Annotated in this window: 2 protein-coding genes; both read left to right on the top strand. The window is 74.0% G+C overall.

Features of this window, described 5'->3' with window-relative positions:
* The coding region (locus H0H10_RS15300; RefSeq protein WP_188181503.1) for a type I polyketide synthase at window positions 1-1,578 on the top strand (1,578 nt) is incomplete at its 5' end.
* Between the two features lie 96 nt (window positions 1,579-1,674).
* Window positions 1,675-2,577 (top strand): beta-ketoacyl synthase N-terminal-like domain-containing protein (locus H0H10_RS15295; RefSeq protein ID WP_188181502.1); only part of this gene is annotated, 903 nt, incomplete at its 3' end.

Genomic DNA, 2,577 nt, shown 5'->3' with positions numbered 1-2,577 from the left:
ACGCGGGGCGCGGTGGCGACCGGTGACGGCGAGGACGTCACGGATCTCGCGCACGCCGGTGTGTGGGGCCTGGTCCGGGTCGCCCAGACCGAGAACCCCGGCCGCATCGTCCTCGTCGACCGCGACACGGACACCCTCGACCCGCGGCACGTCTCCCCCGACGTCCCGCAAGCCGCCGTACGCGGCACCACCGTGCTCACACCCCAACTGGCCCGCAGCACCGCCAAGGACACGCAGACTCCTCCCCGCTGGGACGGCGGCACCGTCCTCGTCACCGGCGCCACCGGAGCCCTCGGCGGCTTCCTGGCCCGGCACCTCGTCACGCGGCACGACGCCCGGCACCTGCTCCTGCTCTCCCGCCGGGGCATCGACGCCCCCGGCGCCCGGGAGCTGCACGACGAACTCACCGCACTGGGCGCCGACGTCACCTTCGCCGCCTGCGACGCCGCCGACCGGGACGCCCTGACCGCCGTACTCGCCGGCATCCCGGACGACCGGCCGCTGACCGCGGTCGTCCACACCGCCGGCGTCCTCGACGACACGGTCCTCACGGACCTGACGCCCCAGCGGCTGGCGAAGGTGCTCCAGCCCAAGGTCGACGCGGCCTGGAACCTGCACGAGCTGACGAAGGACCGGGACCTGACGGCCTTCGTGCTCTACTCGTCGATCGCCGGCCTCATCGGCAACGCCGGACAGGCCAACTACGCCGCCGGCAACACCTTCCTCGACGCTCTCGCCCAGCACCGCCGCGCCCACGGCCTGCCCGCCACCAGCCTCGCCTGGGGACTGTGGGCCGAGGCCAGCACCATCAGCGGCGGCCTCGACGAGACCGACCTGCGCCGGCTCGCGCGGCTCGGCCTGCTGCCGCTGTCGTCGGACGACGCGATGGACCTGTTCGACGCCGCCCCCACCACCGGCGAGGCCGTCCTGGCCGTCACCCGGCTCGACACGGCCGTGCTGCGCCGGCAGGCGGACCGGCTCCCGGCGGTCCTGCGGGCCCTGGCGCCGACCGCCCCGCGCCGTACCGCCGCCGCGGCGGGCACGGGGTCCGGCGGCGAGGGCGGCCCGTCCCTGGCGGAGCGCCTGGGCGCCCTGCCGGAGGAGCAGCGCACGGAGGTCCTGACGGACCTGGTGCGCACGCAGGTCGCCGCCGTGCTGGGACACGCCGACCAGGGCGCCGTCGACGCCGAGCGGGCCTTCCAGGAGATGGGCTTCGACTCGCTCACCGCCGTCGAGCTGCGCAACCAGCTCAACGCCGCCACCGGTCTGCGACTGCCGAGCACGCTGGTCTTCGACTACCCGAACCCGGCCGCGCTCGCCGCGTACCTGCGCCGGCAGATCACGGTCGAGGAGGTCTCCGCGGCCACCCCGGTCCTGTCGGACCTGGACCGGCTGAAGGACTCCATCCAGTCGGTCGCGGCGGCCGACCGGGAGGCGCTCCAGCAGATCACCGGGCGTCTCAGGGAGCTGCTGGACCTGGCCGACGCGACCGCCGGCGAGAGCGGCGCCGACGACGACCGGGACCTGGACACGGCGACCGACGAGGAGCTGTTCGCGCTCCTCGACGACCTGGACTGAGGACGCGCGATGGCAGCGGACACCCGGGCCGCGCGACGACGCGCACACAACGACCTTTCATCACCGAGCCACATCACGTCGGGGAGCTGAGAGCACGTGGCGAACGAGCAAGAACTCAGGGACTACCTCAAGCGGGCCATCGCGGACGCGCGGGACGCGCGCAAGCGCCTGCGCGAGGCCGAGGACAAGGCCCAGGAGCCGATCGCGATCATCGGCATGGCCTGCCGCTACCCCGGTGGCGTCACCAGCCCGGAGGACCTGTGGCGGCTGGTGACGGACGGTGTGGACGCGGTCGGCGGCTTCCCCACGAACCGCGGCTGGGACCTGGAGCGGCTGTACTCCCCGGACCCGGACGAGGCCGGTACGTCGTACGCGACCGAGGGCGGCTTCCTGCACGACGCGGACCGGTTCGACCCGGAGTTCTTCGGGATGTCCCCGCGTGAGGCGCTCGCGGTCGACCCGCAGCAGCGGCTGCTGCTGGAGACGACCTGGGAGACCTTCGAGCGGGCCGGCATCGACCCGGCGTCGCTGCGCGGCAGCCGCACCGGTGTGTTCACCGGCCTCATGTACAACGACTACGGGTCCCGGCCCCAGCTGCCCGCCGAGGGCAACGAGGGCTACCTCTTCAGCGGCAGCGCCGGCAGCATCGCCTGCGGGCGGCTGGCCTACACGTTCGGTCTGGAGGGACCCACCGTCACGGTGGACACGGCGTGCTCGTCGTCCCTGGTGGCGATGCACCTCGCGGTGAACGCCCTGCGGTCGGGCGAGTGCGACCTGGCCCTGGCCGGCGGTGCCGCGGTGATGTCGACGCCGACCGCGTTCATCGAGTTCTCGCGGCTTCGCGGGCTGTCACCGGACGGCCGCTGCAAGTCCTTCTCGGAGCACGCCGACGGCACGGGCTGGGCCGAGGGCGTCGGCCTGCTGCTCGTCGAGCGGCTGTCGGACGCCCGCCGCAACGGCCACCGCGTCCTCGCCGTCGTACGCGGCACCGCCGTCAAC

Source organism: Streptomyces griseicoloratus (assembly GCF_014534645.1).
In the GTDB taxonomy this organism is placed as follows: Bacteria; Actinomycetota; Actinomycetes; order Streptomycetales; family Streptomycetaceae; genus Streptomyces; species Streptomyces griseicoloratus.
Note: the sequence above shows the minus strand (reverse complement) of the source record. Positions and strands in the feature narration are given on the sequence as shown.